At 60.3% G+C, this 23670-nt stretch carries 22 protein-coding genes; 17 read left to right on the top strand and 5 right to left on the bottom strand.

The window, feature by feature from the left end:
- Positions 1–80: 80 nt before the first annotated feature.
- The 16 genes from oiaX to EX00_RS00150 all read left to right on the top strand — a co-directional run bounded on the left by oiaX (position 81) and on the right by EX00_RS00150 (position 18448).
- A complete protein-coding gene (gene oiaX / locus EX00_RS00225; protein ID WP_047452972.1) occupies positions 81–1340 on the top strand; it encodes a 3-oxo-isoapionate-4-phosphate decarboxylase OiaX in 1260 nt (419 codons plus the stop codon).
- Positions 1341–1345: 5 nt separating this feature from the next.
- Entirely contained in the window at positions 1346–2680 is a 1335-nt protein-coding gene (locus EX00_RS00220; RefSeq protein WP_047452971.1) for a four-carbon acid sugar kinase family protein, read from the top strand.
- Between the two features lie 95 nt (positions 2681–2775).
- Positions 2776–3603, top strand: a complete 828-nt coding sequence (locus tag EX00_RS00215; RefSeq protein WP_047453296.1) for a phosphogluconate dehydrogenase C-terminal domain-containing protein — start codon at positions 2776–2778, stop codon at positions 3601–3603.
- 76 nt (positions 3604–3679) lie between these two features.
- Positions 3680–4621 carry a D-ribose ABC transporter substrate-binding protein gene (locus EX00_RS00210; RefSeq protein ID WP_047452968.1) on the top strand — a complete coding sequence of 314 codons (942 nt, stop codon included), beginning with the start codon at positions 3680–3682 and terminating at the stop codon, positions 4619–4621.
- A gap of 78 nt (positions 4622–4699) precedes the next feature.
- Complete coding sequence (locus tag EX00_RS00205; protein ID WP_047452965.1) at positions 4700–5344, top strand: DUF2291 family protein; 645 nt, start codon at positions 4700–4702, stop codon at positions 5342–5344.
- A complete protein-coding gene (locus EX00_RS00200) occupies positions 5341–6891 on the top strand; it encodes a sugar ABC transporter ATP-binding protein (RefSeq protein WP_047452963.1) in 1551 nt (516 codons plus the stop codon). The genes EX00_RS00205 and EX00_RS00200 overlap by 4 nt, the downstream gene beginning before the upstream one ends.
- Positions 6888–7952, top strand: a complete 1065-nt coding sequence (locus tag EX00_RS00195) for an ABC transporter permease (RefSeq protein ID WP_007697701.1) — start codon at positions 6888–6890, stop codon at positions 7950–7952. The genes EX00_RS00200 and EX00_RS00195 overlap by 4 nt, the downstream gene beginning before the upstream one ends.
- A gap of 2 nt (positions 7953–7954) precedes the next feature.
- Positions 7955–8989, top strand: coding sequence for a Gfo/Idh/MocA family protein (locus EX00_RS00190; protein WP_047452959.1), 1035 nt, complete (start codon positions 7955–7957; stop codon positions 8987–8989).
- Positions 8986–10869 carry a D-apionate lactonase gene (gene apnL / locus EX00_RS00185; RefSeq protein ID WP_047452957.1) on the top strand — a complete coding sequence of 628 codons (1884 nt, stop codon included), beginning with the start codon at positions 8986–8988 and terminating at the stop codon, positions 10867–10869. The genes EX00_RS00190 and apnL overlap by 4 nt, the downstream gene beginning before the upstream one ends.
- Positions 10870–10927: 58 nt before the next feature.
- Positions 10928–11944 (top strand): dihydroxyacetone kinase subunit DhaK, encoded by a 1017-nt coding sequence (locus EX00_RS00180; RefSeq protein WP_047452956.1) that lies wholly within the window; start codon positions 10928–10930, stop codon positions 11942–11944.
- Complete coding sequence (gene dhaL, locus EX00_RS00175; protein ID WP_047452954.1) at positions 11944–12585, top strand: dihydroxyacetone kinase subunit DhaL; 642 nt, start codon at positions 11944–11946, stop codon at positions 12583–12585. The genes EX00_RS00180 and dhaL overlap by 1 nt, the downstream gene beginning before the upstream one ends.
- A gap of 85 nt (positions 12586–12670) precedes the next feature.
- Positions 12671–13924 carry an ABC transporter substrate-binding protein gene (locus EX00_RS00170; protein ID WP_047452952.1) on the top strand — a complete coding sequence of 418 codons (1254 nt, stop codon included), beginning with the start codon at positions 12671–12673 and terminating at the stop codon, positions 13922–13924.
- Between the two features lie 102 nt (positions 13925–14026).
- The gene (locus EX00_RS00165) at positions 14027–14926 is read left to right on the top strand and encodes a carbohydrate ABC transporter permease (RefSeq protein WP_047452950.1); all 900 of its coding nucleotides are present in this window, start codon (positions 14027–14029) and stop codon (positions 14924–14926) included.
- 20 nt (positions 14927–14946) lie between these two features.
- Positions 14947–15810: a carbohydrate ABC transporter permease gene (locus EX00_RS00160; protein WP_202903674.1), complete on the top strand. Its 864-nt coding sequence runs from the start codon at positions 14947–14949 to the stop codon at positions 15808–15810.
- 34 nt (positions 15811–15844) lie between these two features.
- Positions 15845–17359 (top strand): DUF5060 domain-containing protein, encoded by a 1515-nt coding sequence (locus tag EX00_RS00155; protein WP_047452943.1) that lies wholly within the window; start codon positions 15845–15847, stop codon positions 17357–17359.
- Positions 17360–17383: 24 nt separating this feature from the next.
- Positions 17384–18448, top strand: coding sequence for an ABC transporter ATP-binding protein (locus EX00_RS00150; protein ID WP_047452941.1), 1065 nt, complete (start codon positions 17384–17386; stop codon positions 18446–18448).
- A gap of 12 nt (positions 18449–18460) precedes the next feature.
- Here the strand turns inward: EX00_RS00150 and EX00_RS00145 are convergent, their stop codons facing one another.
- Positions 18461–18880, bottom strand: coding sequence for a DoxX family protein (locus tag EX00_RS00145; protein ID WP_234708939.1), 420 nt, complete (start codon positions 18878–18880; stop codon positions 18461–18463).
- A 20-nt stretch (positions 18881–18900) separates the two neighbouring features.
- Positions 18901–19263: a hypothetical protein gene (locus tag EX00_RS00140; protein ID WP_047452938.1), complete on the bottom strand. Its 363-nt coding sequence runs from the start codon at positions 19261–19263 to the stop codon at positions 18901–18903.
- Positions 19264–19528: 265 nt separating this feature from the next.
- On the opposite strand from EX00_RS00140, the gene EX00_RS00135 reads away from it, so the two are divergent.
- Positions 19529–19921 (top strand): hypothetical protein, encoded by a 393-nt coding sequence (locus EX00_RS00135; RefSeq protein WP_047452937.1) that lies wholly within the window; start codon positions 19529–19531, stop codon positions 19919–19921.
- Positions 19922–19966: 45 nt separating this feature from the next.
- On the opposite strand, the gene EX00_RS00130 is transcribed toward EX00_RS00135, so the two are convergent.
- The 3 genes from EX00_RS00130 to EX00_RS00120 form a co-directional block, all read right to left on the bottom strand.
- A complete protein-coding gene (locus tag EX00_RS00130; protein ID WP_047452936.1) occupies positions 19967–21094 on the bottom strand; it encodes an NAD(P)/FAD-dependent oxidoreductase in 1128 nt (375 codons plus the stop codon).
- A gap of 70 nt (positions 21095–21164) precedes the next feature.
- Positions 21165–22685 (bottom strand): amino acid ABC transporter permease/ATP-binding protein, encoded by a 1521-nt coding sequence (locus tag EX00_RS32190; RefSeq protein ID WP_047452934.1) that lies wholly within the window; start codon positions 22683–22685, stop codon positions 21165–21167.
- 104 nt (positions 22686–22789) lie between these two features.
- A complete protein-coding gene (locus EX00_RS00120) occupies positions 22790–23617 on the bottom strand; it encodes an ABC transporter substrate-binding protein (RefSeq protein WP_404943999.1) in 828 nt (275 codons plus the stop codon).
- Positions 23618–23670 lie beyond the last annotated feature (53 nt).

The raw sequence follows: 23670 nt of genomic DNA, 5'->3' as shown, positions 1-23670 counted from the left end.
ACAAGTTGGAATACTCATTATACCACATCACAAGTTGACGCCACGACAAAATCGTTGGCGAGAGGAGCAGCCGGCACTTCATGAGCATAACCATCACCTATCGCATCGAAACGCCCGGCAGCATCGAGGCGATGGCCGACAAGATCGCCAGCGACCAGTCGACGGGCACGTTCGTGCCGGTTCCCGGCGAGACGGAAGAGTTGAAGTCGCGGGTGGCGGCCAGGGTCCTGAGCATCCGCCAGCTTGAGGATGCCGACCGACCGACCTGGCCTGAGGTCGCCGAGGCTCATGGCCCGCTTCGCCGCGCCGATGTCGATATCGCCTTTCCGCTCGATGCAATCGGTACCGACCTCTCGGCTCTGATGACAATCGCGATCGGTGGCGTCTTTTCGATCAAGGGCATGACGGGCATCCGCATCGCCGACATGAAGCTGCCGGAGGCTTTTGGCAGTGCTCATCCCGGCCCGCAATTCGGTGTTGCCGGCAGCAAGCGCCTGACCGGGGTCGAGGGACGCCCGATCATCGGCACGATCGTCAAGCCAGCGCTCGGCCTTCGTCCTATCGAGACAGCCGAACTGGTCGGCGAACTCATCAGCTCCGGCGTCGATTTCATCAAGGACGACGAAAAGCTCATGAGTCCCGCCTACTCGCCCCTCAAGGAGCGTGTCGAGGCAATCATGCCGCTGATCCTTGATCACGAGCAAAAGACCGGCAAGAAGGTGATGTATGCCTTCGGCATTTCGCATGCCGATCCCGATGAGATGATGCGCAACCATGATCTCGTGCTGAAGGCCGGCGGCAATTGCGCCGTCGTCAACATCAATTCCATCGGCTTCGGCGGCATGAGCTTCCTTCGCAAGCGCTCGGGCCTGGTGCTGCATGCCCATCGCAACGGCTGGGACGTGCTGACGCGCCATCCGGGCGCCGGTATGGATTTTAAGGTCTATCAGCAATTCTGGCGGCTGCTCGGCGTCGATCAGTTCCAGATCAACGGCATCCGCGTCAAATATTGGGAACCGGACGAAAGTTTCGTCGAGTCCTTCAAGGCCGTCAGCACACCGCTGTTCGATCCATCCGATTGTCCCCTTCCCGTCGCCGGTTCCGGCCAGTGGGGTGGTCAGGCACCGGAAACCTATCAGCGAACCGGACGGACCACGGATCTGCTCTATCTCTGCGGCGGCGGCATAGTCAGCCATCCGTCCGGACCGGCGGCCGGTGTGCGCGCGGTCCAGCAGGCCTGGGAGGCGGCCGTCGCCGATATCCCGCTCGAAGACTATGCCAAGGACCACCCGGAGCTCGCCGCATCAATTGCAAAGTTCAGTGACGGCAAGGGTGCATAGGGACTATGGACGATCTTCTTCTCAGCTATTACGGCGATGATTTCACCGGCTCCACCGACGTGATGGAAGCCCTGGCATCGAACGGCGTTCCGACTGTGCTCTTCCTGGGCATTCCCAGCACAGAGATGTTGGATCGCTTCAAGGAATGCCGGGCGATCGGCATCGCGGGCACAAGCCGCAGCGAAACCCCGGAATGGATGCAGCGGCATCTCACCCCAACATTCGAATGGCTGAAGGACCTTGGGGCGGCGATCTGTCATTACAAGGTTTGCTCCACCTTCGATTCCAGCCCGCGGATCGGCAATATCGGCAAGGCAATCGAGATCGGCAAGGAGCTGTTTGAGCAGCCCTTCGTGCCGGTGGTGGTGGGCGCGCCGCAGCTCAAGCGTTACACCGCCTTCGGCCACCTTTTTGCGGCCTATCAGGGCCAGGTCTTCCGCATCGACCGCCATCCGGTGATGAGCCGCCATCCGGTCACGCCGATGGATGAAGCCGATCTGGCGCTACACCTCGGCAAACAGACATCCCTGCCCGTTAGCCTCGCCGATCTGGTGTCTCTATCGGCTGATGATGCCGACCAGCAGCTTGACGCATGCGCCGCCAAGGCTTCCGGCATTCTGTTCATGGATGTCGATAGTCAAGAAACGCAGGCCGCTGCGGGAAAGCAGCTTTGGCGTCTGAAGGCTGACAACGGCTTCTTCGTCGCCGGCTCCTCCGGCGTGGAATATGCGCTACTCAATGCATGGCGCGACAAAGGTCTGATCGGCGAACGACCGGATTTTGCCTTGCCGGGAAAGGTTGGACGCCTCGCGGTGGTGTCCGGTAGCGTTTCCCCGACGACCGAACGACAGATACGACGCGCTATGGCCGACAACTTCGACGGCGTCGATGTCGATCCCCTCGCACTGGTCGGTGAAAGCGCCGATCGCGCGATTGAAGATGCGATTAACACCGGCATCGCCAGCTTGAAGGCGGGCCGCAGCGTCATCCTGCATACGGCGCTCGGTCCCTCGGCCGATCGTGGAGGCGATATCGACCGCGTTCCCGGCGCCCGGCATCGGCTCGGACAGGCTCTCGGCATCATTCTGCGCCGCATCGTCGAGGAAGAGAGGCTCCCTCGCGCGGTCATCGCCGGCGGCGACACGTCGAGCCATGCTCTGAAGGAGCTGCGCGTCGAGGCACTGACAACGCTGCTGCCCCTGCCCCAAACGCCGGGATCGCCACTTTGCCTTGCCCATGGCGGCTATGCGCCAACCAACGGGCTGCAGATCGCGCTGAAGGGCGGGCAAGTCGGTACCGATGCTTATTTCTCTCAAATTCGCGACGGAAGAAAAGCGTAGCGAGACGCTCAAGTCGCCGCTTGATTGATGGAATGATCATTGACTCATCATACCACTTGCGATACCACGATTTCAAAATGGACGAGGTAGAAAACATGACTGTAATTGCTCTTTTCGGCGCCGGCGGAAAAATGGGATATCGGCTCGCCAAGAACCTGAAAGATTCGCGCTTCGACGTCCGTCATGTCGAGGTCAGTGATGCCGGCAAGGCGCGATTGAAGAACGATCTCGATCTGTCCTGCGTGCCGGTGGATGAGGCACTCAACGGCGCAGACGTCGTTATTCTTGCGGTTCCGGATACCGCCATCGGCAAGGTTGCCGCTGGAATCGTCGACAAATTGAAGCCGGGAACGATGGTCGTGGCGCTCGATGCGGCAGCCCCCTTCGCGGGTCATCTCCCGAAGCGCGACGACCTCACCTATTTTGTGACCCATCCCTGCCATCCGCCTATTTTCAATGACGAAACTGACATGCAGGCGAAGAAGGATCACTTCGGTGGCCTGTTCGCCAAGCAGCATATCGTTTCGGCCCTGATGCAGGGACCGGAAAGCGCCTATGCGCTTGGCGAGGAGATCGCCAAGGTCATCTGGGCGCCCGTCATGCGGTCGCACCGGGTCACCGTCGAACAGATGGCGATGCTCGAGCCGGGCCTGTCGGAAACCGTTTGCGCCTCGCTGCTGGTGGTGATGCGCCAGGCCATGGACGAATGCGTTGCGCGCGGCGTTCCGGAAGAAGCCGCCCGCGACTTCCTGCTGGGCCACATGAACGTTCTCGGCGCCGTCATCTTCAAGGAAGTCGACGGTGTGTTTTCGGACGCCTGCAACAAGGCCATCGAATTCGGCATTCCGGCGCTGATGCGTGACGATTGGAAAAAGGTCTTCGAACCGCAAGAGATCGCAGACAGCATCCAGCGCATTACCTGAGGAGATCCTGGGAGGGCTCGCCCTCCCTTTTCTGCCCTGCTGGGAACAGGGCCTGCTTCATAACTGGGAGGAAACCATGAAACTAACACGTAAATTGACTCTTGCCGCCTTTGCCGGCGTTCTGGCATTGGGAACGGCAATGCCTGCCTTCTCGGCGGACCTGATTGCCATCATTACGCCAGCCCATGACAACCCCTTCTTCAAGGCCGAAGCCGTCGGCGCCGAAGCCAAGGCGAAGGAGCTGGGCTACGAAACGCTCGTCATGTCGCATGACGATGACGCCAACAAGCAGTCCGAGGTCATCGACACGGCGATCGGCCGTGGCGCCAAAGCCATCATTCTCGACAATGCCGGCGCCGATGCGACGGTTGCCGCCATCAAGAAGGCCAAGGATGCCGGCATCCCCTCCTTCCTGATCGACCGCGAAATCAATGTCACCGGCATCGCCGTCGCGCAGATCGTTTCCAACAACTACCAGGGCGCTCAGCTCGGCGCGCAGGAATTCGTCAAGCTGATGGGCGAGAAGGGCAATTATGCCGAGCTCGTGGGCCGCGAAGCCGACACCAATGCCGGCATCCGTTCGCAGGGCTATCACGACGTCATCGACGACTATCCGGACCTGAAGCTGGTCGCCAAACAGTCGGCGAACTGGAGCCAGACTGAAGCCTACGCCAAGATGGAAACCATCCTGCAGGCAAACCCCGACATCAAGGGCGTGATCTCGGGCAACGACACCATGGCGATGGGCGCAATCGCCGCCCTTCAGGCAGCCGGCCGCAAGGACGTGATCGTCGTCGGCTTCGACGGCTCCAACGACGTCCGCGACTCGATCAAGGCGGGCGGCATCAAGGCGACTGTGATGCAGCCGGCCTATGCCCAGGCCCAGATCGCGGTCGAACAGGCCGACGCCTACATCAAGAACAAGACGGTGCCGAAGGACGAGAAGCAATTAATGGATTGCGTCCTCATCAATGCGGATAATGCCGACAAGCTTGAGACCTTCGCACTGAAGAAGTAACGGCGGACCGAGCACCAAGGAGAGCGTGGAAAACCCACGCTCTCCGGATATGTTTCCTGTGAGATAGAGGTGCATTGCATGTTGAGGATCAGAGGCGCGGTCGTGGCCGTCATGCTGGTCGCAGCGCTGCCTGGCTGCAAGATCATTAAAACACCGACGCCAGAGGAAAAAGCGGCGGAGGCGGCAAAGACCGCTTTCGATCCCGCGACCAAGGTCGATGCGATCTGGCAGTCGCAAGTGCTTCCCGACCTTGAAAAGCGCGCGGGCGACTTCAAGACGGTGTTGCAGGCAGTCGCATCCAACCCGGATGAGGCTGGCGCAAAATATGGAAATCCGCGCAAACAGAATTCGTCGCCCTGGACCTATGCAGTCAAACTCAGCGGCAAGACCGTCGCCGCGGATACGACTTCGCGCGCTGGGACCCTCGACGTCGATGTGGACGGCGACGGCAAGGCCGACGCGAAGGTGCAGATAGGCCCGGCAATTCGCGGCACGGCGCTGCGCGACGCGCTGGGTTTCCTCGACTTCAATGAATTCCGAAACCAGATCGAATGGGCACAGTTCGGCAAGGCGTTTAACGAGAAGGCAAACACATCCTTCCTCGCGGCTCTGCCACGCGATGGCCTTGTGGGCAAGACGGTCACGGTGACCGGCGCATATCCGCTGCCCGCATCCGGCCAATTGCCGCTGATCACCCCCTCTGCACTGGCGTTGGGGCAATGAGCATGGGCGACACGATAGAGGACGACATCATCCTTCGCCTCGAAGACGTATCGAAGGTCTATTCCGGCATTGTCGCGGTCAAGCGCGCCAATCTCGAACTGCGGCGCGGCGCGGTCAACGTGCTCGTCGGTGAAAACGGTGCCGGCAAGTCGACGCTGATGAAGATCATCGCCGGCGTCGAACGGCCCACCCTCGGCCGCATCGTCCTCGAAGGCGAAGCCGTTCATTTTGATAGCCCGGCCGACGCACAGGCTTGCGGCATCGGCATGATTTTCCAGGAGCTCAATCTCTTCGCCAACATGTCGGTGGCCGAAAACATTTTTGCGACGCGCGAGATTACGCGCGGCATCTTCGGCATCGACCACAAGGCGCAGATCGTCAAGGCCAATGAATTCCTCAAGAGACTGGACGCAGGCATCAACGCCGAGACCATGATCGAGGATCTGCCGATCGGGCAACAGCAGCTTGTCGAAATCGCCAAGGCCATCTCGCTCAACGCCCGCATCCTGATCATGGATGAGCCGACATCGGCGCTGTCTGCGGCGGAAGTTGACATTCTCTTCAAGGTGATCGCCGAGCTGAAGGCGCAGGGCGTCGCCATCGTCTATATCTCGCATCGGCTGGAAGAGCTGATGCGGATCGGCGATTACATCACTGTCCTTCGCGATGGGCAGATCACCGGCCAGGCGATGGTTCGCGATATAGACACGAAATGGATCGTCCGGTCGATGATCGGATCGGATGCCAAGGACTTTGCCAAGGGCGAGAGCCATACGATCGGCAAGGAAGCCTTCCGCGCCGAAGAGATCAGCCTGCCGCGCTCGACCGGCGGCCTTGCCGTTGACCATGTCTCGCTCTCGGTTCGCGCCGGCGAGATCCTCGGCATTTACGGTCTGATGGGTGCGGGCCGCAGCGAGTTCTTCGAATGCGTGATGGGCCGGCACATGCACTCGACGGGCAAGATCTTCATCGACGGCGTCGAGGTTCGCGAACGCGATACCACCCGCCGGATCCGGCGTGGCCTGGCGTTGATACCGGAGGACCGGCAGCGCGAGGGGCTGGTGCAGGTACTCTCCATCGCCAGCAACCTGACGCTCGCAAGCCTCGGGCGCTTCGCCCGCTTCTTTCATATCGACGCCGGCGCCGAAAAGCAGGCCACGCACGACATGATCCGCGACCTGTCGATCAAGGCCCCCAATCCGGATTTCGAGGTGACATCGATGTCCGGCGGCAACCAGCAGAAGGTCGTCATCGGCAAGGCGCTGATGACCGACCCCAAGGTTCTTCTGATGGACGAGCCGAGCCGGGGCATCGACGTCGGTGCCAAGGCCGATGTCTTCCGCACCATGCGCAGGCTCGCCGGCAAGGGCCTGGCAATCCTGTTTTCGACATCGGACCTTGAAGAAGTCATGGCGCTTTCCGACCGCATCGCCGTCTTGAGCAACGGCAAGCTGGTCGCCGTCTTCGACAGGAGCGACGCCACGGAAGAAGCCATCATCGCCGCTTCGGCCAAGGGACACGGACATACAAGGGAACTCGCGTCATGACGGCAGATACCTCTACTTCTTTTGCGGCCAAGCGGTCGAACGGCTCTGCGCTGCTGACGTTGATGAAGCTCAGAACCTTCATCGCGCTCTTTGCCGTCATCATCTTCTTCGCCATCTTCGCGCCGAACTTCACATCGACCGCCAACATGATCCTGATGTCGAAGCATGTGGCGCTCAACGCCTTCCTGGCGATGGGCATGACCTTCGTCATCATCACTGGCGGCATCGACCTTTCGGTCGGCTCGATCGTCGGCCTGTGTGGCATGGTGGCGGGCGCCCTCATCCTCAACGGCGTTGCATTGCCGATCGGGTACACCGTCTACTTCAACATATACGAGATCATCCTGATCACACTCGCCGTCGGGCTGTTGATCGGGCTCATCAACGGGCTGCTCATCACCAAGCTCAACGTTGCGCCCTTTATCGCGACACTTGGGACGCTCTACGTCGCCCGAGGTCTGGCGCTGCTGTCCTCGGACGGACAGACCTTTCCGAACCTGGTCGGCAGGCCGGAATTCGACACGACCGGCTTCGACGTCTTCGGCGCTGGCAGGTTGCTCGGCCTGCCCGTCTCCATCTGGATCCTCATCTTTCTGGCGCTGATCGCCGCCTATGTCTCCCGCTCGACGCCGATCGGCCGCCACATCTTCGCCGTCGGCGGCAATGAGCGCGCTGCACGCATGTCGGGCATCCGCGTCGATGTTGTGAAGATCTTCGTCTATATGTTCTCAGGGCTGTGCGCGGCCATCGTCGGCATCATCATTTCGTCGGAACTGATGGCTGCGCACCCAGCGACCGGCGAGAGCTTCGAGCTCAACGCCATCGCGGCGGCCGTCCTCGGCGGCACCTCGATGTCGGGTGGACGCGGAACGATCGGTGGTACGATCATCGGCGCCTTCGTCATCGGCATCCTGTCCGACGGGCTGGTGATGATGGGCGTCTCGTCCTTCTGGCAGATGGTCATCAAGGGGCTCGTCATCATCATCGCCGTGGTCGTCGACCAGGCGCAGCGCCGCCTGCAACAGCGCGTGACGCTCATGCAAATGGCAAAGGCAGGCTGAACATGACGGAATTCAAGGGTGCGCTCATCGGCTGCGGCTTCTTCGCGGTCAATCAGATGCATGCGTGGAAAGACGTCGAGGGCGCGGATATCGTCGCGATCTGCGATCGCGATCCGGAGCGGCTGAAAATCGTCGGCGATCAGTTCGGCATTGAGCGCCGTTACAGCGATGCGGCTGCTCTTTTCGCCGATGGCGGCTTCGATTTCGTCGATATTGCCACAACGGTTCAAAGCCACCGTGCACTGGTGGACATGGCAGCGGCCCACAAAGCCCCGGCCATCTGCCAGAAGCCGTTTGCAAAATCCTTGAGCGATGCCAAGGCGATGGTCCGCACTTGCGAAAACGCCGGCATCCCCCTGATGGTGCATGAGAATTTCCGCTGGCAGACGCCGATACAGGCGGTGAAGAGCGTGCTGCAATCTGGGGCCATCGGCGAGCCCTTCTGGGGCCGCTTCTCGTTTCGCTCCGGTTTCGATGTCTTTTCCGGCCAGCCTTATCTTGCGGAAGGCGAGCGCTTCATCATCGAGGATCTCGGCATCCACACGCTAGATATCGCCCGCTTCATTCTTGGCGACGTCGCGACACTCAGCGCGCGCACCAAACGGGTCAATCCGAAGATCAAGGGCGAGGATGTCGCGACCATCCTGCTCGACCACGAGAACGGCGCGACATCGATCGTCGACGTCAGCTATGCGACCAAGCTCGGCACGGAACCCTTTCCCGAAACGCTGATCGAGATCGACGGCACCCAAGGAACGATCCGGCTCTCGCAAGGCTATCGTCTGGAGGTGACCGGCCCGAACGGCACGACCATCTCCGATGCCTCGCCGCAGTTGCTCTCCTGGGCCTCCCGCCCCTGGCACAACATCCAGGAAAGCGTGCTGGCGATCCAGCAACACTGGACGGACCGTCTCTCATCAGGCAGCGAAACCTCGACCTCCGGCGCGGATAATCTGAAGACCTTCGCCCTTGTCGAAGCAGCTTATGAGAGTGCAGCCAATGGGAGGACAGTCGACATCGGAGCGATGCTGCGATGACGGCCGAGGTCGACGCTTTTCAGCTTTATGGCACGAGCGAGGCCGAAGTCCCGCCGGTGCGACTGACTGCTGGTCGGCTCGCCGTCGACTTCAAGGACGGCAATCTCCGCACGATCACCTATGATGGAACCGAAGTGCTGCGCGCCGTATCCTATCTGGTGCGCGACCGCGATTGGGGCACCTATGCTCCCAGAATATCAAACCTGAAGATCAATCAGGGCAATGAAGCCTTTTCCGTAGGCTACATCGCGCATTGCACCGGCCCCGACGATACAACGCTTGAAATCCGCGTGCAGATCTCCGCTGAAGCCGGAGGCGCCGTGATCTTCGACGCAGAAGCAGTATCCAAAACGGGCTTCGAAACCAATCGCTGCGGCTTCTGCATCCTGCATCCGATCGTTGGTGTGGCCGGCACACCGGTCTCGGTGGAGCATGTCGACGGCCATCGCGACGATACCCAATTCCCCGATCTCATCGAGCCATGGCAGCCCTTCAAGGATATGCGCGCGATCACCCACAGCGTCATGCCGCAGGTCACGGCGGAATGCCGGATGGAAGGCGATACCTTCGAGATGGAGGATCAGCGCAACTGGTCGGATGCCTCCTACAAGACCTATGTCCGCCCTCTCGCTTTGCCCTGGCCCTATCAAATACCGGCCGGAAAATCCGTCCGGCAACGCGTCGTTCTCGACATCGAGGACAAACGAGAGACACTGAACGCTCCCGCATCGATCTCGCCGAACAGCCAAGCCGTCACGATCTCGGAGGGGACGAAGAGCGGGACAATGCCGGCGATCGGCCTCGTGATCACGCCCGAGGAGGCCCAAGCGACGCTTGAGGCCCGCGATGTCCTGGCGGAGACCGGGCCACAGGAACTGCTGTTTCATTTCGATCCGAATGCCGGTCATGGCGCCGATGCGTTCAGGGCATTCAACGCCATTGCCCAGCTCAATGCCGGCACTTCGACCCTGGAAATAGCCCTGCCCTGCAAGCGATCGCCGCTCGCGGAAGCGATGGAATGCGCGATCTGGATGCAGGTGGCCGGGTTCTGGCCGGACGCGATTGTCATTTCCCCTTCCGTGGACAGGCAATCGACACCTCCCGGCAGCCAATGGCCTGAATGCCCGCCGCTTGAGGAGGTTTATGCAGCGGCCCACGCTGCCTTTCCGGGCGTTCGGCTCGGCGGCGGCATGCTCAGCTATTTCACCGAACTCAACCGTAAGCGTGTTCCACCCGAACAGCTCGACTTCATTTCCCACTGCACGAACCCGATCGTGCATGCCGCCGACGATCTGAGCATCATGCAGACGCTGGAGGCCTTGCCATTCATCACACGCTCGGTGCGCGCCATCTATGGCGACAAGCCTTACCGCATCGGACCTTCCACCATTCCCATGCGCCAGAACCCCTATGGCAGCCGGACCATGGACAATCCCGACGGGCGCCGTATTGCGATGGCAAACACGGATCCCCGACACAATGGCCGTTTCGCCGAAGCTTTCGCGCTCGGCTATGCGGCCAAGGTGCTTGACGCCGGCTTGGAATGCTTGACGCTTTCAGCACTGACGGGGTCATTCGGCGTGATCGCCGGCAAAGATGAACCGTCTCCAGCCGGCGGCAGACGCCCGATCTTCAACACGGTTGCCCTGCTGGCTCGCCTCGCCGGTAGTCCATGGCAGGAATGCGTCTCATCCGATCCGGCGGCTGTCCTCGCTTTCATCGCCGCGCCAGCGCATGAGGCATCGCAATTGCTGCTGGTGAATGTTACGCCCATGCCGAAGCAAGTCGAACTCGGTGGCTTGCGCCTGGCTATTCAGCTTCCGGGCGACGTCCTCACTCTCGGACCCTATGCCATCAGTTCTATCGCTTTGGCGGATTGACCTAGCCCGCGAGACGCGCATCTTAGTCTTCAGAATCGCAATGATCGGGAGGACTGGCGTGAAGACGAAGAAGCTTATCAATGACGGCGCGGCGGCCGTGGACGAAATGCTGGCCGGCGTGCTGGCGGCCCATCCCAACCACCTTCGCGCCATTGAAGGATCGCCACGGTCAATCGTGGCAAAGCATGGCCCGCGCGCGGGCAAGGTCGGCCTCGTCATCGGCGGCGGTTCCGGCCACGAGCCGAGCTTCCTGGGTTTCGTCGGCAAGGGGCTCGCGGATGCGGCCGCGGTCGGAAATGTCTTTGCCTCGCCGCCGCCGGATCCAATTATCGAGTGCGCCAAGGCAGTCAACAATGGTGCCGGCGTCCTGTTCGCCTATGGCAATTATGCCGGCGATGTCATGAATTTCGACATGGCGGCCGAGATGCTCACCATGGATGACATCGAGGTCCGTACCGTGTTGACGACCGATGACGTCGCCTCCGCCCCCATCGACCAACGGGACCGCCGGCGCGGCGTCGCCGGCAATGTCTTTGTCTTCAAGGCCGCCGGTGCTGCCTGCGATCTGATGTACAGCCTGGACGAGGTGGAGCGGGTCGCGCAATGGGCGAATGACCGGACCTATACAATGGGTGTCGCGCTTGCACCCTGCTCCCTGCCGCAAACGCTGAAGCCGAACTTCCAGCTTGGCGACGACGAGATGGAGATCGGCATGGGCATTCACGGCGAGCCCGGCGTTGCCCGTGGCCCGCTGAAACCCGCCGATCAGGTAACCACGGAATTGCTCGACAGGATACTCGGCGAGATGAACCCCAAGCGGGGCGACCGCGTTGCCGTGCTGATCAATTCGCTTGGATCGACGCCGCTGATGGAACTCTACATCATCATGCGCAAGGTCAAGATGACGCTCGATGCACTGGGCGTGGAAATCCATCTGTCACTGGTTGGGAACTATTGCACGTCACTGGAAATGGCCGGCGCCTCGATCACCCTGATGCATCTGGATGACGAATTGCAGCGACTGATCGATCACCCTTGCGATTGCGCAATGTTCCGGTCCGGAGAGGCGCTCTGATGACGACGATCACGGCCGACAATCTGACATCTCTCATCGCCCTTATCGCGGAGGCAATGACGCGCGAAAGGGACCGGCTTTGCGAGCTTGACGGCGTGATCGGCGATGCCGATCACGGGATCGCCATGGAACTTGGCTTTTCCGCGGCTGCGAAGGCGACGGCCGAACTGAATCCGGCAACGACGGACCCCACCCTCGTCTTCAACACGGCAGCCAAGGCTTTCCTGAATGCGGTCGGCGCCTCCTCAGGCCCACTTTACGCAACCGGCCTGATGCGCGCGGGCGCGGCGGTCAAGGGCAAGCCGTCACTCACCGCCGACGACATCGTCGCTGCGTTCGCGGCAATTGCCAAGGGGATCCAGGATCGCGGCAAGGCCGAGGTCGGGGAGAAGACCATGGTCGACGCCTGGGCACCGGCGGCCACCGCCTGCCAGGCCGCGCGGAAACAGGGACTGCCGCTCGAAGAATGCCTTTCCGCAGCGCTGGTCGCGGCGCAAGCCGGTATGGAAGCAACGAAGAATATGATAGCCACGAAAGGGCGCTCCTCCAGGCTTGGCGAGCGGGCTCTGGGCCATATCGATCCTGGTGCCGCCTCGGCAACCGTCGTCGTCGCGTGCTTCCACGCTTTCTTCTCGCCTTAATGATGATGAGCTCATCATACCAGTTGACATGTATCTGGTGATTTGCCAAAACCGCCCTCAGCATTCTTCAGAGGAGGACGGAAAAATGCTTATCAATTCCAAATATGCGAGAGGTTTTGGCGTAGTCGCAATTGCCGCGGCGGCCCTGGCGGCGACCGGCGCCAAAGCGCAGGACCTGACGCTGTGGACACTCAATTTCGATAATGGGGGCGCCAATACCGCGCTGAAGAAGGTGGCGACGGATTTCGAAGCCGCCAATCCCGGAACGCATATCGAGATTGTCCAGCGTGGCGTTGATGAACACAAGACCGCTCTTCGCGTGGCCGCGGGTTCCAGCAAGGGTCCCGATATCTATTTCAGCTGGGCCGGGCTTGGTCTCGGCGGCGAATATGTCAAAGCCGGCCTGTCACTGCCGCTGGACAAGTATTATACGCAGTACAAATGGAGCGATGAGTTGCTCCCCTCGGCGGCGGCCTTCGCCGACCTTTATCCAGGCGGCAAGCATGGCGTCCCCTTCACCTTCAAGGGTGAAGCAGTCTACTACAACAAGAAGCTGTTCCAGCAGGCTGGCATCACCGAGGAGCCGAAAACCTACGAGGATTTCCTTGCGGATGCCGAGAAGCTGAAGACTGCCGGAATTCCGGCCTTCACCTTCGGCGGTTCCGTCAATTGGCACGTCATGCGGCTGATGGACGTCATCCTCGAGACCAAGTGCGGTGCCGACAAGCACGACGCGCTGATGGCGATGAAGCTTGACTGGACGAAAGAGCCCTGCGCGACGGACGCCTTCACCGAGTTCGCCAAGTGGACGAAGGACTATACGCTTCAGCCCTTTATGGGCATCAGCAATCAGCAGTCCTACAGTCTGTTCGTCGCAGGGCGCGCGGCGATGATGCTGGAAGGGGATTGGCTTGTCGGCCAGTTGAGCGGCAGCGGTGCAAACCTCGACGATTACGGGATTTTCCCGTTCCCGACGAACACGAACCGCCTCTACGGCTTTGCCGAATACAACTACGTGAGCACAAAGAGCAAAGATCCTGATCTTGCCGCGAAATTTCTGGATTACTTCCTGTCGACCAAGGTCCAGCAGGATCTGATCGGGCAGATCAGCTCGATCTCGGTCAACAAGAATGTCCAATACACCGATCAGAAGCCGCTTGAAGCCAAATGGCTGGATATCTTCAAGACCTACGGCAAGGTCTACATGAACGGCGACCAGGCGTTTCCGCTTGACGTGACGACCGAATATTTCCGCGTGATCAATGACGTTGCGTCCGGGAACATCGAACCGGCGGATGCCGCCAAGCAGTTGCAGACCTTCATCGCAGGCCGGACCTAGGCCCTCCCAGGACGCTGACCGGTCCCGATTGTCCGCCGGGGCCGGTCGTTGCTCGACCCGAACGTCCACGCGCCAGCCGCCTGCCGCCCGGAGCAGATGAGAATGTCATTGCGAAACCGAACACATGATCCCCGCGCGCAGGCATTCCTGTTGCTCGCCCCGGCGATAGCGATCTACGCGATCTTCGCTCTGTACCCGATGGTCAATGTCGCGATATTGAGCTTCCAGAAGTGGAACGGGCTCGATCCTCAGCGCCCCTTCGTCGGCCTTGCGAACTATCAATACATCTTCACGCGCGATCCGGTCTTCTGGGTCGCCTTTAAGAATACGGTCATCTGGACCGTCATGTGCCTGGTGTTCCCGCCAATGGTGGGGCTTCTCCTGGCATTGAGCCTCAATCAGAAGCTCTTCGGCCGCAACACGTTCCGCGCCATATTCTACCTTCCGGTCATCATCGCGCCGATCGCCGTCGCGACGATGTGGAAATGGATGTACGATCCATTCTTCGGTCTCTTCAGCGAGATACTGACATCCATGGGCCTCCAGACCTGGATCAAGGACTGGCTCGGTGACCGAAACATCGCACTCTATTCCGTCTTCGTCGCCTATCTCTGGCAGTCGGTCGGCTTTTCCATGGTCCTCTTTCTCGCCGGGCTGCAGAATGTTTCGCAGTCACTGGTCGAAGCCGCCCGGATCGACGGTGCTGGACGCTGGGCCGTCTTCAAGCACGTCACCTTCCCTGCCCTTCGCACGACCATCACGATCGTACTCGTGCTGTCGATCATTTCGTCGCTCAAGGCCTTCGACATCGTCTATGGCCTCACCGGCGGCGGACCAGCGCAATCCACGCAGATGCTGGCGCTTTGGGCCTTCACCCAGGCGATGCAGATCTTCGACTTCGGCCGCGGCGCTGCAATCTCGGTCGTCCTGCTGTTGATCACCATCGCCATTGTCGTCCCCTACCTGCGATGGACGCAAAAGCATGAGGAGGCCGAGCAATGACAGCGCCGTCAGCCGAAACCATGACCGTTGCCTTCGATACGACCGCCATCGGAAAACCAAGGCGAGATCCGATCCTGATCGGGCTCTGGATCGCACTCATCGTCGTCGCGCTGATCTGGGTCGCGCCCTTCGTGTTCATCGTCTTCACGTCGCTGAAGACGAAGGCCGATGTTACCAGCACCGGCGCCTTCATGCCGCCTGTCCATCTGGCCCTTGAGAATTACAGCAACGCCTGGAACCGCGGAAATTTCGCCAACGCATTCTTCAACAGCGCCATCATCACCGTCATCAAGGTTCCGCTGGGGCTGGCGCTTTCGGCGATGGCGGCCTATGCGCTCGCCAAGATACCGTTGAAGACCGGCAAGGCATTGCTGCTTCTCGTCGTGTTCGGCACGATGATCCCCTTTCAGGTCATGCTGGCGCCGTTGTTCACACTCGTCAATTCGCTAGGGCTGATCGATACCTATCCCGGCGTCATCCTGCCCTATATCGCTTTCGGCGTGCCCTATCAGGTCTTCATCCTGCACGGCTTCTTCAAGGGCATTCCGAAGGAACTCTCCGAAGCCGCCCTGATCGATGGTGCAAGCCACTTCACTATCTTCCGCCGGATCTTCCTGCCAGTCTGCCTGCCGGTGCTCGCCGCGCTGCTGATCCTGGATTTCGTCTCCACCTGGAACGAATTCGCCATGGCGCTCGTGTTGCTTCAGGACCAGCATATGTGGACGCTGCCGCTCGGGTTGATGTCCTTCCAGGGGCAATTTTCCAACGATTACGGACAGCTCAACGCCGCGATCGTCATGACCGTGCTGCCGGCAACGCTCGTCTACCTCATCTTCCAGCGATATTTCGTCTCCGGCCTCACCTCCGGCGCCGTCAAGGGCTGAGCCCCTACTTCCAAAGTCTTTCGAGGAGAACATCATGTCCAGTGCAACCGTCGAAAAATGGGGCGTCTTCGAGGCGGCCTTCAACGGCCCTTCGGGCGGCAATCCCTATCTCGACGTGGCATTCGATGCCGTTTTCAGCCAAAATAGCCGCGAGGTCCGCGTGCCTGGCTTTTATGATGGCGACGGCGTCTATCGCGTCCGCTTCATGCCCGACAATGAAGGCGAATGGTCCTTCAGGACGCGTTCGAAAACCGTGGAACTCGACGGCAAGATCGGCTCATTGACCGCCACCAAACCGTCCGAGGGCAATCACGGGCCGGTGCGCGTGCGCAACAAGTTTCATTTCGCCCATGCCGACGGCAAGCCATTCCTCTCCTTCGGGACGACTTGCTATGCCTGGACGCATCAGCCGCTGGAAATGCAGGAGCAGACACTCGAAACGCTGAAGAATGCACGTTTCAACAAGATCCGTATGGGGTTGTTTCCAAAGGACTACCCCTACAACGTCAACGAGCCGCTTTATCCCTGTTTCGAGAAGGGTGCCGACGGCAAGGAGGACTTCGACCGTCCAAACCCCGTCCTTTTCCGGCATTTCGAAAAGCAGGTTGCGGCCCTTTGCGCGCTCGGCATCGAAGCCGATATCATCATGTTCCATCCCTATGACCGCTGGGGCTATGCCGACATGTCCGCCGAGCAGGACTTCCGCTATGTCGAATATCTCGCGGCTCGGCTTGCCGCCTACCGGAACGTCTGGTGGGCGCTCGCCAACGAATATGACTTCCTCCTCGACACCAAGCCGATGGCGCAATGGGACCGCTATTTCCATATCCTTGAGGAGAACGATCCCTACGGCCATCTGAAATCGATCCACAATGGCGAGCAGACGATGAACTTCGATCATCGCAAGCCCTGGGTCACCCATACCTGCATCCAGAACTGGGACGTCAAGCGGACCCAGGAGTGGCGCGACGCCTATGGCAAGCCTGTCGTCAACGACGAACCGGAATATGAAGGCGACATCATCCAGTCCTGGGGCAATCTGACGGCGCAGGAGCTGGTTCATCGCTTCTGGCTGACGATGATGCGCGGCGGCTATGCCGGCCACGGCGAAACCTACTCGCATCCGCAGGATCTCATCTGGTGGGCAAAGGGTGGGGAACTGCGCGGCGAGGCATGGAAGCGTATCGGCTTTTTGCGTGACTTGCTGGAACTGGATGCCGTCGGTGGGCTCGAGCCGCTTGGGGCGAACGGCGAGTGGCCCTGGACGCGCGTCTCGGGGGCTCGGGATGGCGATGTCAGCTACATCTATCTCGGCGAACATCAGCCCGTCATCTGGTCGACAGGGCTGCCCAAGGACGGCACGGATTACGACGTCGACATCATCGACACCTGGGAGATGACCGTTACCCCCGCAAGGAAGGTGGACGCTCCGATCCCGCATCCCACGCGGCACGGCGCGATCGTACGCGGCGGCAAGCCGGACGCCGCCTTTGGCGTCGAACTGCCGGGCAAGCCATACCAAGCCCTTCGCATCCGCAAAAAGAACTGATCGGGCCTCACAGGGAGGAATTTCATGTCCGGACTGACCATCAAGAACGTCAAGAAGTCCTACGGAGCGGTGGATATCATCCACGGCGTCGATGTCGACATATCGGACGGCGAATTCGTCATTCTCGTCGGGCCATCGGGCTGTGGCAAGTCGACGCTTCTGCGGATGATCGCGGGGCTGGAGGAAATCACCGGCGGCGAAATCTCGATCGGCGGGCGGGTTGTCAACAACCTGCAACCGAAGGATCGCGACATCGCGATGGTCTTCCAGAACTATGCGCTTTATCCGCAGATGACCGTCGCCCAGAATATGGGCTTCGCGCTCGAACTCGCCGGCGCGAAGCGTCCCGAGATCGAGCGGAAGGTTGGTGAGGCCGCGCAGATCCTCGGGCTTCAGCCTTTGCTCGGCCGCAAGCCCGCCCAGCTTTCCGGCGGCCAGCGCCAGCGTGTCGCCATGGGACGCGCCATCGTGCGCGATCCCAAGGTCTTCCTCTTCGACGAACCACTGTCCAATCTCGATGCAAAATTGCGCGTCAAGATGCGGGCCGAGATCAAGGCGCTGCATCAGCGGCTGAAAACCACCATCGTCTATGTCACCCACGACCAGATCGAGGCAATGACGATGGCCGACAAGATCGTGGTGTTGCAGGGCGGCAAGGTCGAGCAGATCGGAACGCCGCTCGAACTTTACGACCGACCGAGAAATGTCTTCGTCGCTGGCTTCCTCGGATCCCCCGCGATGAATTTCCTCGAAGGCAGGCTCACCGGCGGCCCGAAGCCGACCCTGTTGTTGCCAAGCGGCACGCCGGTCGAACTCCTCGACGCTCCTGCCCAGGCAGAGAACAAGGACATCCTCATCGGCATTCGTCCCGAAGACATTTCCTTTGCGGCCGACGGCGGCGTGCCGGCAACCGTCACCGTCATTGAGCCCACAGGCTCCGAGACCCATGTGGCGCTGGAGGTGGAAGGCAAGGAGCTGACATGGGTCATGCGGGAGCGCGCGGAGCTGGCTCCGAACCAGAAGGTACAGCTTTCCTTCAAATCGCCGAATGTCCACTTCTTCGACAAGGCCACCCAGCAGCGCCTGTGAAAGCCCAAGCCGTTACCGAACGGCTTGGAGGCGATGCCAGGCAACCACCGCAAGACAGCCAAGCAAGACGATGTTCATGGTCAGCGCGAAATCGCCCTGGGCGAGCGAAAGCTCAAGGATGATGGCAAACGCCTGCGCGGCCAGAAGTGCGGTGATGGCGAGAGGTGCGAGGCTGACGAGCACGCCAAGCATGGCCGGCACCAACAAGGCGCTTGCCGACAGCAATTCGACGGTGCCTACGGTACGAACGGCCCATTCGGGAAGAGCCATCACGGAATCCATGCCCAGACTGTCGAGATATTCGATCGGTTTCGATATCTTCAAAAGGCCCGACAGGCCGAAAACTACGGCGACAGAGACTTCCAGAAACCAGACCAAGGCGTTTCTCAGTTCCGCCAGGGTTTGACCGGAAATGCCTTCGGATGCTTCCACATGGTCGCGTCCGGTGCGCATTAGCGTGGCGCGCGTTTTTCGGCGTCGCTCATGACCGACAGAACGCGCTTCACGAAGGCGGCGCCATCAAACCGCTTTGGCGAGCCGGCATCAGAACCGTCCAGACGCTCGAAGATGAAGGCCTCGACATTGACGATCGGCAGTTTCAATCGGTTCCGCACCTGGCCGATCATCGCCGTATGCGTTATCACCACCCGGTAACCGTTCGGCTCGAACTCGCTCTGCATTCCCGACATCGAGATTGCTGCGACCGAGAGGCCGCGTGCCGACAGGACCGACCCGATGCTCGTGGCGGCCTGTGGATTGTCGAGACAAATCAGCACGTCCGTCGGGCGATCGGATGAAAGGGAATCAGCTAGCATCTACGACCTCATATTCGAATACGGCCCTATCATAGCAATTCCGATGTAATGCAATGTTATGTCTTGTTACATTTTGTTGCGACGGGATCGCCCATACAGCGAGGGCTCCGGATGCACTTGGATCATTTGATTATCGGCAAGCGCGACGCCGCAGCGGTCTATCCGCAGCAAACTAAAAAAATACGCCGCAATACAATGCAACACATGTGACAGGCGAAAACTGGTTTCCTTGTATCTGCCCCAGATTCGGGCAAGGAGACCAAATGTGAAACAAACCCGCAATGCAGGATCGAGCGATCCGGACCAATTGCTGAATGGGCTGACGGGTGTCAGGCGCTACCTCGGCAAGCAGGGACGCCTCTATCTTTGGGCCGGCTGTTTTGGCTGCAACGGAATGTTTTGCATCATCGGCGCGGGCGCGCGCCAATTCATCATTTTCAACATTCTCTGCTTGCTGGTGTTCGGAGCAAAGACCTTCGAGAACATCCCGCTTGAAACCAGGAGCAGCTCGACCTTGTCCTACAAGCGGGCTCCGGCCGCCAAGGACTGGAGGCCGGTGCTGACCTTTTCGGCGCAATTGCTTGTCGCCTGCTACGCCATGACGGTCCTGGTCGACAACCTCGCCTCGAGCCCCGTGCTGCTCGGCTCGATCCACTGAGCAAAGCCCCCGCCGAAACAGCGGGGCCAGACCGCCTCACGCGAACTATTTGGAAAAACGCTCCGGCCGGAAATTGGCCAGCAGTGGATGACGTTTTCCGGTGGCGATCTCATCGGCGAGCAATTCGCCGGCAATCAGGCCGAGCGTGGCGCCGCTGTGGCTAAAGGCGACGAAGTAGCCGGGGATAGTCTGTAGCTCTCCAAACACCGGGTCGCCATCACCCGGAATGGGTTTCGGGCCGACACCATAATCCGCCAGTTCGAGCGCCGGATTGCCCTCGAGCACCTTCGACGCCTCTCGAAGAAGGCCATCGAGCGTCGAGGGCTTGATCTCGTAGCTTCCGTCTGCATTCACGCCCACTTCCTCCTCCGACCAGGCGGAATCGAGTGCAAAACCACCGTCCGGCGTCGGCCGAACGGCAACGCGCGGCGTGTTCAGGACTGCTTTCAGCGGATGCCTGATCGGTTTCGTTCTGACGAGAAGCGCAATCGGCGTTCCGTCGGCAATATGCTGACCAGCCTCGGCGACGATCGCGGGAACGGCACCACCGGCCGCAAGCAAAACGGCGTCGGCGTCCCAGCGGACACCGTTCGATGTCGTCACGCCGCGAGCCCGCCCGCCTTCGACATTGACGGTCGCACGTCCGGCGTCGGTGACGATCTCGCCGCCTAGCGCCTTGAACTCCTTGGCAAGAACACCGATCAGCGACGGCAGATCAACCCAGCCCTCGCCCGGATTGAACTTGGCGCCCTGCGGCGTCACTGTGCTGGCATCGACGCCCGGCGTCGTCTCGGCAATCTTCGAGGGGGTGAGCAGTAGAGTGTGGTAACCGAGGTTGCGCTCATATTCGAAGACCTCGGCAATCTCATTGCCGCCGCCATCCGCATCCCAGGTCAACCCGCCATCGAAACGAAGCCACTGTGCTTCCGGATATTTGGCGGCGAGCGTCCGGTAACGGTCGATGCCGGCCATGCGCAGCCTATGATAGGCGTTTGAGCGCTTTCGCGCCGAATTGAGCCAGGCGAGCGAACGGCCGGAGGCGCCGTTCGCCAGCGGGCCATCATTGATGATGATGGTGCGAACACCGAGCCGCGCCAGATGAAGCGCTGTCGAGACCCCGAAAATCCCGCCGCCAACGACGATGACCTTCGAAGGCTGAGTGGAAGCATGCATGTTGGATAACCTTATCTATTGACGTTGTTTGGTAGTGAGAAATCCATGGCCTATACCGTGGCGACAGGCATCAGAGAACCTCGGCCAGGAAGCGCTTCAGCCGCTCGCTTTGCGGACTGTCGAAAATTTGCTGCGGCGAACCCGCTTCGATGATGCGGCCTTCATCCATGAATACGACCTGATCGGCAACCCTGCGGGCAAATCCCATTTCGTGGGTCACGACGGCCATCGTCATGCCCTGCCGTCCAAGGTTCGCCATCAGGTCGAGAACACCCTTGACCAGTTCGGGATCGAGCGCGCTCGTCACCTCGTCGAACAGGATGACCTCGGGATCCATCGCCAGCGCGCGGGCGATCGCAACACGTTGCTGTTGCCCACCCGACAGGCCAGCCGGCCGATGATCCTTGCGTTCGGCAAGACCGACCTCGGTGAGGCGTGCTTCGGCAATCCTACGCGCTTCGGCTCGGGGTATCTTCTTGATCTTCGTCAGCGACAGCATGACGTTTTCGAGCGCTGTGTGATCGGGAAAGAGGTTGAAGTGCTGGAATACCATACCGACACGACGGCGCAGGCTTTCCGGCTTCATCACCAGAATGCTTTCGCCATCAAGCAGGATGTCGCCGCGCTTTGGTTCGACCAAACGGTTCAGGCACCGCAGAAGCGTGGACTTGCCGGAACCGGACGGGCCGATGATGCAAGTCACCGTCCCCGGAGCGATATCGAGATCGACACCCTTCAGCACATCGAGATCACCATAGGCCATGCTGAGATCGTGGACCTTGAGCGCGCCTGCCTTGAAACGTGGTTCACTGCCAATGGTGGTATTGGAAGCAGCCTGCAATTCACCCACCTCGACAAGACCGCTTGCAGCCCCCGCGCCACGCCCTTGTTTTCCAAGCCGCAGTCTCGTGTCGATATAGTTGACGAAATGGGTGAGCGGCACGGTGATGACGAGATAAAACACGCCAGCAAGCAGCAAGGGCGACAGGTTTCCCGTCACCACGGCCTGATCCTGCCCGACGCGGAAAATCTCACGCTCCGAGGCAAGCAACCCTAGGAAATAGACGAGGCTCGAATCCTTGACGTTGCCGATGAACTGATTGACGAGCGCCGGCAGGACGCGCCGCACGCCTTGCGGGATAACAATCAATCGCATCCCCTGCCCATAACTCATGCTAAGCGCACGGCAGGCCTCCATCTGGCCGCGCTCGACGCTTTGGATGCCGGAACGGAAGATCTCGCCGATATAGGCGCCGGCAATCAGACTGAGCGCGATGATACCGAGTGGAAACGGTGAGGGGCCGAACAGTTCGCGCCCGACGCGGGCAAAACCCTGGCCGATGATCAGGATCGTCACGATCGCCGGCAGACCTCGAAAGATATCGGTGTAAATCCGCGCCGGCAGGCGCAGCCAGCGTGACTGCGAGATGCCCATCACGGCCAGGATCATTCCGATGATGACGCCGAGCACCGTCGAGGCAGCAGCCAGGATCAACGTATTCTTCAGGCCGACAGTGATCATGCTCGGCAGCACTTCCGCCATGGCATCCCAATCCAGGAAGCTGCGGCGGAGATTTTCAAGCCAATCCATTCCATTCCCCATGAATTCTTGCGGGACATGCCGACGCGGCTGCTTGGCCGCACATCAGCAATGCCATGAAGGAGCCGCCCGGCAAGCGCGGGCGGCTCGAAGCGTTACTTCTTGGGTAGATATTGGTCTGGCATCGGCGAACCCGGAAACCACTTTTCATAAAGCGTCTTCCAGGTGCCATCCTGCATAGCGGCGTGAAGCGCGGTGTTCAACGCAGTGCGGAAGGCATCATTTCCCTTTTTGATCACGAAGCCCGCGGGCGCATCGAAGGACGGGATGTTCACGGCGATCTTCAGCGCCGGATAGCGCTCGCCATATTGTTTGGCTGCTTCGTAATCGAGGAAATGAGCGTCGACCGTGCCGTTGTTGAGTGCGGCCACCGCCGAGTTGTTGTCGGGGAACTTTACGAGATCCGCCCCAACGAAGTTTTTGGTGGCGTAGATTTCCTGCAAGGTGCCCTGCACCACACCGAGACGCTTGCCCTTAAGCGTATCGGCATCCTTGATGCCGGGTTCCGGCGTCAAAACGGAGAGATATCCGGCGATATAACCATCGGAGAAATCGACCGTCTTCTTGCGCGCCTCGGTGGTTCCGATCGCGGCGACCGCCACGTCGAAGCGCTCATTGGCGACGGACGGCATCAGGGCCGAGAACTCCTGACCGGTGAAGGTCACCTTGTCCTTCGCAAAGCCCATGCGCGATACGACATTCAGGAACAATTCAATGTCGAAGCCGGTGAACTGGCCGTCGGCCGTGGCGAACGTGTAGGGCTTCGCATCGCCCATTGTCCCGACGCTGATGGTCTGCGGGTCGATGAGATTGTAGGGATTGTCGGCCGCGGATGCGGACCCGATACCGACTGCAAGAAGATAGGCCAGGACGCCAGCTCGCAAGGGAGCGATGGCTGCTGCGAATATGCCAGATTTGCTCATGTTCATTCTCCGCTCTGAAGGTGCTCTTATTGGCATTTTTATGCGTGATCATC

This window comes from Martinezella rhizogenes, from assembly GCF_000799715.1.
GTDB lineage: Bacteria > Pseudomonadota > Alphaproteobacteria > Rhizobiales > Rhizobiaceae > Rhizobium > Rhizobium rhizogenes_C.
The sequence above is the reverse complement of the archived record's forward strand: the minus strand, read 5'-3'. Positions and strand labels throughout refer to the sequence as shown.

What these genes read in the sequence shown, in the direction of transcription:
- EX00_RS00130 (WP_047452936.1), bottom strand. Translation starts at nt 21,094, where the DNA reads ATGCATGCTTCCACTCAGCCTTCGAAGGTCATCGTCGTTGGCGGCGGG.
- apnL (WP_047452957.1), top strand. Translation starts at nt 8,986, where the DNA reads ATGACGGCCGAGGTCGACGCTTTTCAGCTTTATGGCACGAGCGAGGCC.
- EX00_RS00155 (WP_047452943.1), top strand. Translation starts at nt 15,845, where the DNA reads ATGTCCAGTGCAACCGTCGAAAAATGGGGCGTCTTCGAGGCGGCCTTC.
- EX00_RS00160 (WP_202903674.1), top strand. Translation starts at nt 14,947, where the DNA reads ATGACCGTTGCCTTCGATACGACCGCCATCGGAAAACCAAGGCGAGAT.
- EX00_RS00165 (WP_047452950.1), top strand. Translation starts at nt 14,027, where the DNA reads ATGTCATTGCGAAACCGAACACATGATCCCCGCGCGCAGGCATTCCTG.
- EX00_RS00220 (WP_047452971.1), top strand. Translation starts at nt 1,346, where the DNA reads ATGGACGATCTTCTTCTCAGCTATTACGGCGATGATTTCACCGGCTCC.
- dhaL (WP_047452954.1), top strand. Translation starts at nt 11,944, where the DNA reads ATGACGACGATCACGGCCGACAATCTGACATCTCTCATCGCCCTTATC.
- EX00_RS00205 (WP_047452965.1), top strand. Translation starts at nt 4,700, where the DNA reads ATGTTGAGGATCAGAGGCGCGGTCGTGGCCGTCATGCTGGTCGCAGCG.
- EX00_RS00190 (WP_047452959.1), top strand. Translation starts at nt 7,955, where the DNA reads ATGACGGAATTCAAGGGTGCGCTCATCGGCTGCGGCTTCTTCGCGGTC.
- EX00_RS00200 (WP_047452963.1), top strand. Translation starts at nt 5,341, where the DNA reads ATGAGCATGGGCGACACGATAGAGGACGACATCATCCTTCGCCTCGAA.
- EX00_RS00215 (WP_047453296.1), top strand. Translation starts at nt 2,776, where the DNA reads ATGACTGTAATTGCTCTTTTCGGCGCCGGCGGAAAAATGGGATATCGG.
- oiaX (WP_047452972.1), top strand. Translation starts at nt 81, where the DNA reads ATGAGCATAACCATCACCTATCGCATCGAAACGCCCGGCAGCATCGAG.
- EX00_RS00195 (WP_007697701.1), top strand. Translation starts at nt 6,888, where the DNA reads ATGACGGCAGATACCTCTACTTCTTTTGCGGCCAAGCGGTCGAACGGC.
- EX00_RS00150 (WP_047452941.1), top strand. Translation starts at nt 17,384, where the DNA reads ATGTCCGGACTGACCATCAAGAACGTCAAGAAGTCCTACGGAGCGGTG.
- EX00_RS00210 (WP_047452968.1), top strand. Translation starts at nt 3,680, where the DNA reads ATGAAACTAACACGTAAATTGACTCTTGCCGCCTTTGCCGGCGTTCTG.
- EX00_RS32190 (WP_047452934.1), bottom strand. Translation starts at nt 22,685, where the DNA reads ATGGATTGGCTTGAAAATCTCCGCCGCAGCTTCCTGGATTGGGATGCC.
- EX00_RS00120 (WP_404943999.1), bottom strand. Translation starts at nt 23,617, where the DNA reads ATGAGCAAATCTGGCATATTCGCAGCAGCCATCGCTCCCTTGCGAGCT.
- EX00_RS00170 (WP_047452952.1), top strand. Translation starts at nt 12,671, where the DNA reads ATGCTTATCAATTCCAAATATGCGAGAGGTTTTGGCGTAGTCGCAATT.
- EX00_RS00140 (WP_047452938.1), bottom strand. Translation starts at nt 19,263, where the DNA reads ATGCTAGCTGATTCCCTTTCATCCGATCGCCCGACGGACGTGCTGATT.